Consider the following 7,586-nt stretch of genomic DNA (forward strand, 5'->3'; position numbering starts at 1 on the left):
TGAGCCCTTGGGATAGTGGGCGAGGGAAACATGCTCGGCGAGAAAACGCAGCGCCGCCTCCTCCATCTGATCGAAAGGCGGAAAGGCCTGCAGGAAACGGATGCCTGCCGAGATCAGCGTCTCGGCTGCGCGGTTGCTCATCGCGGTTCCCCGAACTCTGCCGGTGTTCTCCCCGGCAGCCTGCGCGTCGACCCGGTCCCCGTTCGGCGATCCGGCGAGACGACGAGGCCAGCGGTTCGCTGGCCGGACGGATGGCTCGGAATCGATGGCCCGCCAGCTGCGGGCCGGCGAGCGAGCCGATGATCGCATGTCCGGGAGCCCGCGCGCTGAGGACCGCTCGCGGGCCACCCGGCGACGGCTGTGTCAGCCCTTGAGCTGGTCGAGAATCGCCGGATTCTCGAGGGTCGAGACGTCCTGAGCGACCGTCTCGCCCTTGGCCAGCGCCCGCAGGAGACGCCGCATGATCTTGCCCGACCTCGTCTTCGGCAGGTTTTCACCGAAGCGCAGGTCCTTGGGCTTGGCGATCGGCCCGATCTCGTGCCCGACGTGATCCTGCAGCTCCTTGATCATCTTCTTCGCCGCTTCGCCGGTCGGCCGCGGGCCCTTGAGCACGACGAACGCGCAAATCGCCTCGCCGGTCAGATCGTCCGGGCGACCGACGACCGCCGCTTCGGCGACCATCGGGTGCGAGACGAGCGCCGACTCGATCTCCATCGTCCCCATCCGGTGACCCGAGACGTTCAGCACGTCGTCGATCCGTCCGGTGATCGTGAAGTAGCCGGTGTTGACGTCACGAATCGATCCGTCGCCGGCCAGATACAGTTTGCCGGCGAAATCGTCGGGATAGTACGACTTCCTGAAGCGTTCGGGATCACCCCAGATCGTGCGGATCATCCCCGGCCAGGGCTTCTTGACGACCAGCAGTCCGCCCTTGCCCCAGTCGAGCTCGGTCCCCGTCTCGTCGACGACCGCCGCCTGAATTCCCGGGAACGGCAGCGTGCAGGAACCCGGAACGAGCGGCGTGACTCCGGGCAACGGTGTGATCATGTGCCCACCGCTCTCGGTCTGCCAGAAGGTATCGACGATCGGGCAGCGACCACCGCCGACGCTGTCGTAGTACCACTGCCAGGCCGCCGGGTTGATCGGCTCGCCAACCGTGCCGAGCAGCCGCAGCGACGACAGATCATAGCGCGTCGGTGCCACCGCCGGATTGGCGTCGGCCGCCTTGACCAGCGAGCGGATCGCTGTCGGAGCGGTATAGAAGATGCTGACCCGGTGGTCCTGGATCATCTTCCAGAAGCGGCCGGCGTCCGGATACGTCGGGATGCCCTCGAAGACCACTTCGGTCGCGCCGCAGGCCAGCGGGCCGTAGGCGATGTAAGTGTGTCCGGTCACCCAGCCGATATCGGCCGTGCACCAGAAGAGATCGGTCGGCTTGATATCGAAGGTCCACTTGGTGGTCACGATGGCGTGCAACAGATAGCCACCGGTCGAGTGCTGCACGCCCTTCGGCTTGCCGGTGGACCCGGAGGTATAGAGCAGGAAGAGCGGGTGCTCCGCCTCCACCCACTCGGGCTCGCAGAAGTCAGGCTGACCGGCAATCACGTCGTCCCACCAGATGTCCCGGCCGGCGACCATGTTGCACGGCCCTCCGGTCCTCCGGAAGACGATCACGTCCCGGACCGATTCGCAGCCACCGAGCGCGATCGCCTCGTCGACCGCCGGCTTCAGCGGAGGATTCTTGCCCCCGCGGCACTGCTCATCGGCGGTGATGACGACGACTGCACCGGCGTCGTTGATCCGGTCGCGGACCGACTGGGCGGAGAATCCCCCGAAAACGACCGAGTGAATCGCGCCGATGCGCGCACAGGCCTGCATGGCGACGATGCCTTCGACACCCATCGACATGTAGATCAGGACCCGGTCCCCCTTCCGGACACCGCGAGCGCGCAGCCCGTTGGCCAAACGACACACCTCGGAGAGGAGCTCACGGTAAGTCACCCTGCGAACGGCGCCGTCGTCGGCCTCGAAGACGATCGCCACCTTGTCGCCGAGACCGGCCTCGATATTGCGGTCGAGACAGTTGTACGAGACGTTCAGCGTACCGTCGGGGAACCACTTGAAGAACGGGGCATTCGACTCGTCGAGGATCTGGGTGAAAGGCGTCTTCCAGGACACATGTTCGCGTGCGAGGCGTGCCCAGTAGCCCGTGTAATCCCTTTCCGCCTCGGCGCACAGCGCCTTGTACGCGCCCATTCCGGAAATCGTCGCCTGCTTGACGAAGTCGGCGGAAGGCTCGAAAAATTTCACGGCCTCATTCAGTGACATCTTCCATCTCCTCTGTGTGAATTGGTGGACTCAAGAAATCGATGCGGCGAGCAGCGATGACCAGACTGGAAGACACATTGAGCGCGACACCGTCGCGGGCGGCCGCGCCATCGGTGAAGCACTTGTGCGTCGCGCCAAGCACCGGGATTAGACCCCGTCAATCTTACACGCTACTTACGCCGGCGCCTTCCCGGCCGGCCGGGGGAGCCCGCTTTGGTGATAGAATCACGCGTCCCTGGTTCTCGTGCGTGAACTTGAATGAGTACGATCAACAGACTCGAAGGCTTCATTTTCTGGAGCCGCTGGCTGCAGGCGCCGCTTTACCTCGGGCTGATCATTGCCCAGGGCGTGTACGTGTATCTGTTCATGCTCGAACTGTCGCACCTGATCCAGAACCTGTTCTTCAGCACGACGAGGATCAGCGAGACCGAGGTGATGCTCGTCGTCCTCGGACTGATCGACGTGGTGATGATCGCCAACCTGCTGATCATGGTGATCATCGGCGGCTATGAAACGTTCGTCTCGCGTCTCGATCTCGAAGGTCACCCGGACCAGCCCGAATGGCTCTCACACGTCAACGCCGGCGTGCTCAAGATCAAGCTGTCGACGGCGATCGTCGGCATCTCGTCGATCCACCTGTTGAAGACTTTCATCAACGCCGAGAACATGAACGAGCACACGATCAAGTGGCAGGTGCTCATCCATGCGCTGTTCCTGTTTTCGGCGCTGGCCATGGCGTGGGTCGACCGGGTGATGACCCAGACGCTGGCACTGGCCAGGCCGGCCCCCGGCGCCGGCCACTGAGCCGATCGGGAGACCGCCAGACCGGCCGAGCACACCCGCAGCGGGGACGCCCGCGACCACCCACAGAGAGCCTGACATGACCACCACCATCAAGCAGGAAGACTTCATCCAGAGCGTTGCCGACGCGTTCCAGTACATCAGCTACTACCATCCACTCGACTACATCCGGGCGCTCGGCGCAGCGTACGAACGCGAGCAGAGCGCGGCGGCCAGGGATGCAATCGCCCAGATCCTGACCAACAGCCGCCTGTGTGCCCAAGGGCACCGGCCGATTTGCCAGGATACCGGGATCGCGGTGATCTTCCTCAAGGTCGGCATGGACGTCCGCTGGGACGCCACGCTGTCGCTGCAGGCGATGTGCGACGAGGGAGTGCGCCGGGCCTACAATCATCCGGACAACAAGCTGCGCGCCTCGGTGCTCCTCGACCCGGCCGGTGCACGGCGCAACTCGCGCGACAACACCCCGGCCGTCGTCCATTACGAGATCGTTCCGGGTCACCACGTCGAGGTCATCTGCGCGGCCAAGGGCGGCGGCTCGGAGAACAAGTCGAAGTTCTACGCGCTGAACCCGTCGGACTCGATCGTCGACTGGGTGCTCAAGACCGTGCCGACGATGGGCGCCGGCTGGTGCCCTCCGGGAATCCTCGGCATCGGCATCGGCGGGACCCCCGAGAAGGCGATGCTGCTGGCCAAGGAAGCACTGATGGCGCCGGTGGACATCCACGAACTGATCGCCCGCGGGCCGGCGAACCGCGTCGAGGAACTGCGCATCGAGCTCTATGACAAGGTCAATGCCCTCGGCGTCGGCGCGCAGGGGCTCGGAGGTCTGACCACCGTGCTCGACGTGAAGATCCTCGACTACCCGACGCATGCGGCGAGCCTGCCGGTGGCGATGATCCCGAACTGCGCGGCGACCCGTCACGTGCATTTCCACCTCGACGGCTCGGGGCCGGCGGTGCTCGAGCCGCCCGACCTCGAACAGTGGCCGAAGGTCAACTGGGTGCCGGACACCGAAACCTCGACGCGGGTCGATCTCGACACGCTGACCCCGGCCGAAGTGGCCTCGTGGAAGCCCGGTCAGACGCTGCTGCTCAACGGCCGGATGCTCACCGGCCGCGACGCGGCACACAAGAGGATTCAGGACATGCTCGCGCGCGGCGAGAAGCTGCCGGTGGACTTCACCAACCGGGTGATCTACTACGTCGGCCCCGTCGACCCGGTCCGCGACGAGGTCGTCGGCCCCGCCGGACCGACGACGGCGACGCGCATGGACAAGTTCACCGAAATGATGCTCGCCGAGACTGGGCTGATCGCCATGGTCGGCAAGGCCGAGCGCGGCCCGGTGGCCATCGAGGCGATCCGCAAGCACCGTTCGGCGTACCTGATGGCCGTCGGCGGTGCGGCCTATCTGGTGGCCAAGGCGATCCGCGCGGCGAAGGTCGTCGGCTTCGCCGACCTCGGCATGGAAGCGATCTACGAGTTCGACGTCAGGGACATGCCGGTGACCGTCGCGGTCGACTCGACGGGTACTTCGGTCCACGAAACCGGCCCGAAGGAATGGCAACGCCGGATCGGCAAGATCCCGGTCGCCGTTGTCTGAGCAGTTCCCGATGACCTCCGGCAAGCCGGCCGCTGGCCGGCTTGCCATTTGCGGGAGGCGATGACCATGATGGACAGCGAAGCGCAGCGCACGACGCCGGTGCGCGCCTGCCGGGACGTGAGGATGGCCGCCCACGGCTTCGTCCTCCAAGCCGTGGCCGTCGCCGCACGCTGACCGATGATCGGCGTCTTCGACAGCGGACTCGGCGGCCTCTCGGTCCTCGCCGCGGTCGCCCGCGAGTTGCCCCGCGCCGACCTCGTGTACCTCGCCGACACGGCGCACCTGCCTTACGGCGACAAGGACGACGCCTACATCCGCCGGCGGGTCATCCGAATCGGCAGCCACCTCGTCGACCAGGGCTGCGGGATGATCGTCGTCGCCTGCAACACGGCGACCGCCGCGGCCGTCGCCGCGTTTCGCGAGACATTCGACGACGTCCCCGTCGTCGGCGTCGAGCCCGGCGTCAAGCCGGCCGCCGCGCAGTCGCGCAGCGGGCGCATCGCCGTCCTGGCTACCGAGTCGACCGCGCGCAGCGAGCGCCTCGCCCAGTTGATCCGCCACCACGCGGGCCACGTCGAGGTCCGCGTCGAAGCTTGCCCCGGCTGGGCCACACGAGTCGAGAGCCTGCGCCTCGCCGACCCCGAGTTCGTCGATGAAGCGCGCCGCCACCTCGCGCCGCTGCTCGCCGAGGGCGTCGACCAGATCGTCCTCGGCTGCACGCACTACGCGTTCCTGCGCCCCGCGCTCGAGACCGTCGTCGACGGCCGGGCGACGCTCGTCGATGTCGCCGAAGCCGTCGCGCGTCAGTGCGTTCGCCTGGCCGGTGCCGAGGCGTCTGGCGAGGGTCGCCTGACGCTGCTCGCGAGCGCCCAGCCCGAGCGTCTTCAGGCCGCGTTGCCGGCGCTCGGCCTCGGCTGGCTCGGCCGGCGCCTGAGCACTCCGGTGAATCTCGTGCTCGCCTGAGCATGGCCGAAATCGACGACCGTCCAGGCCCGCCGACTGCCTGCGACTGGGCATCGTGGGTGATCGCCGCCCTGGCGATGCTGACGGTCCTCACGGTGCACCTGCTTCCCGCGCTGATCGCCGGACTGCTCGTCTTTGAGCTCGTCCATGTGCTCGCGCCGGTCTTCGCGCGTCATCTCTCGAGCACGCGAGCGCGCGGGATGGCCGTCGGCTTCGTCGCGCTGACCGTGCTCGGAGCCATCGGCGCGGCTGCGGTCGCGCTCGTCGCTTTCGTCAACAGCGAGGGGGGCAGCCTTTCCACGCTGCTCGCGCGGATGGCCGAAATCATCGAGAGTTCGCGCGCGACCCTGCCGCCGTGGCTCGCCGACCTGCTGCCGAGAGGCAGCGAGGCGCTGCGTGAGCGCGCCAGCCACTGGCTGCGCGAACATTCGAGCGAAGTACAGCTGATCGGCAAGCAGACCGGTCACGTTCTCGCACACCTGCTGATCGGCATGGTCATCGGCGCGATGCTCTCGCTGCGCGAAGCCGGCAGCCACCAGGACATCGGCCCGCTGGCGCGGGCACTCGGTCAGCGCGCCTTCCGCCTCGGCGAAGCCTTCCGGCGGGTCGTCTTCGCGCAGCTGCGCATCTCGGCGCTGAACACGGTGTTCAGCGGCCTGTACCTGACCGTCGTCCTGCCGCTGTTCGGCGTCCACCTGCCGCTGACCAAGACGATGATCGCCGTGACCTTCGTCGCCGGACTCCTGCCAGTCATCGGCAACCTGATCTCGAATACGGTCGTCGTCGTCGTCAGCCTCGCCCACTCGCCTGGCGTCGCCGTCTCGTCGCTGGTCTACCTGGTCCTCATCCACAAGCTCGAGTACTTCCTCAACGCGCGCATCGTCGGTGCCCAGATCAGCGCCCGGGCCTGGGAACTGCTCACCGCGATGCTGCTGATGGAGAGCGTTTTCGGCCTCGCCGGTCTCGTCGCCGCACCGATCTGCTACGCCTGGCTCAAGGACGAACTGGCCAGCCGGCGACTGATCTGAGCAGCCATCAAGCAGTCGCCGCGAGCCGGCCACACCCCGGACCGGCCGCGCAGCGGACCCCGTCCGAACTTCCGGGACGCACGACGCACCGCCCAACAGCCTGGGCCAGCATGCTGCCAGACGGATCGGCTGCCGGGTTCGCAAGACCGGCCCGAGCCGGCGACCCGCTTCGCCGCTGCCTCCCGGCCTCCTGTCGGATTTCTTTACAGCAGACGCTGAAAAACTTCCAGAGTTGGAATTAGATCAGGCACTTCAAGACCTGGCATGAAGCGTGCTTGGGGGACTTTGCCCCAACCCATCAACGCTTTCGCGAGGTCCCCCATGAACAAGAAAATCGCCGCCCTGCTGGCCACCGCCGGCCTCCTCTCAGTCACCGCGCCGACCGAGGCCGCGACGATCCCCGTGTTCGGCTGGAGCGGGGGCTTCACCACCTGCTTCAACTCCTGTTTCGCCAGCGTGCCGGGGAGCGGCGGCAACCTCATCGAGCCGACCCCCGCAGGCTACCAGGCTCCCGGTCTCGGATTCAACACGCAGATGGTGTGGAACTATGATGGCGGGAATCCCGCCGGCCCGGCGACCTTCAGCGTCAGTGGCCTGCCGGCGCACAGCAGCCTCAACCTCGGCTTCCTGCTGGCGATCATCGACAGCTGGGACGGCAGCACACCCGCGGGTGGAACCACCTCGCCCGACTACCTGAACATCAGCGTCGACGGGGTGCTGGTCTACTCGCAGACCTACGACAACTTCCTGACCAGCGACCAGTCGGCATCGACGGCCAATCAGCTGAGCTTCGGCTCGAACCTCGGCTTCAATCCCGGCTGGAACGACTCGGCCTACGACTTTACCGGAGTCAACGCCTTGCT

5 protein-coding genes and 1 pseudogene are annotated in these 7,586 nt (G+C 66.6%); 5 read left to right on the plus strand and 1 reads right to left on the minus strand.

Features of this window, described 5'->3' with window-relative positions; all coding sequences use genetic code 11:
- Positions 1 to 363 precede the first annotated feature (363 nt).
- Positions 364 to 2,328: an acetate--CoA ligase gene (gene acs / locus NFW05_RS12165; RefSeq protein WP_295307067.1), complete on the minus strand. Its 1,965-nt coding sequence runs from the start codon at positions 2,326 to 2,328 to the stop codon at positions 364 to 366.
- 258 nt (positions 2,329 to 2,586) lie between these two features.
- Here acs and NFW05_RS12170 point away from each other — a divergent pair, with 258 nt between their 5' ends.
- From NFW05_RS12170 to NFW05_RS12190, 5 genes and pseudogenes are all read left to right on the plus strand, one after another.
- Complete coding sequence (locus NFW05_RS12170) at positions 2,587 to 3,132, plus strand: TIGR00645 family protein (RefSeq protein WP_295307070.1); 546 nt, start codon at positions 2,587 to 2,589, stop codon at positions 3,130 to 3,132.
- A 76-nt stretch (positions 3,133 to 3,208) separates the two neighbouring features.
- Positions 3,209 to 4,732, plus strand: a complete 1,524-nt coding sequence (locus tag NFW05_RS12175) for a fumarate hydratase (RefSeq protein WP_295307073.1) — start codon at positions 3,209 to 3,211, stop codon at positions 4,730 to 4,732.
- 177 nt (positions 4,733 to 4,909) lie between these two features.
- A complete protein-coding gene (gene murI / locus NFW05_RS12180) occupies positions 4,910 to 5,695 on the plus strand; it encodes a glutamate racemase (RefSeq protein ID WP_295307076.1) in 786 nt (261 codons plus the stop codon).
- Positions 5,696 to 5,697: 2 nt separating this feature from the next.
- Positions 5,698 to 6,723 carry an AI-2E family transporter gene (locus NFW05_RS12185; RefSeq protein ID WP_295307078.1) on the plus strand — a complete coding sequence of 342 codons (1,026 nt, stop codon included), beginning with the start codon at positions 5,698 to 5,700 and terminating at the stop codon, positions 6,721 to 6,723.
- Positions 6,724 to 7,044: 321 nt separating this feature from the next.
- A pseudogene (locus NFW05_RS12190) lies at positions 7,045 to 7,586 on the plus strand (hypothetical protein); the annotation flags it as partial.

Origin of the sequence: Accumulibacter sp. (assembly GCF_023806625.1) — a bacterium.
Taxonomy (GTDB): domain Bacteria; phylum Pseudomonadota; class Gammaproteobacteria; order Burkholderiales; family Rhodocyclaceae; genus Accumulibacter.

Bases quoted from the DNA above. Each gene is read 5' to 3' on its own strand.
- acs (WP_295307067.1), bottom strand. From the start codon at position 2,328: ATGTCACTGAATGAGGCCGTGAAATTTTTCGAGCCTTCCGCCGACTTC.
- NFW05_RS12170 (WP_295307070.1), top strand. From the start codon at position 2,587: ATGAGTACGATCAACAGACTCGAAGGCTTCATTTTCTGGAGCCGCTGG.
- NFW05_RS12175 (WP_295307073.1), top strand. From the start codon at position 3,209: ATGACCACCACCATCAAGCAGGAAGACTTCATCCAGAGCGTTGCCGAC.
- murI (WP_295307076.1), top strand. From the start codon at position 4,910: ATGATCGGCGTCTTCGACAGCGGACTCGGCGGCCTCTCGGTCCTCGCC.
- NFW05_RS12185 (WP_295307078.1), top strand. From the start codon at position 5,698: ATGGCCGAAATCGACGACCGTCCAGGCCCGCCGACTGCCTGCGACTGG.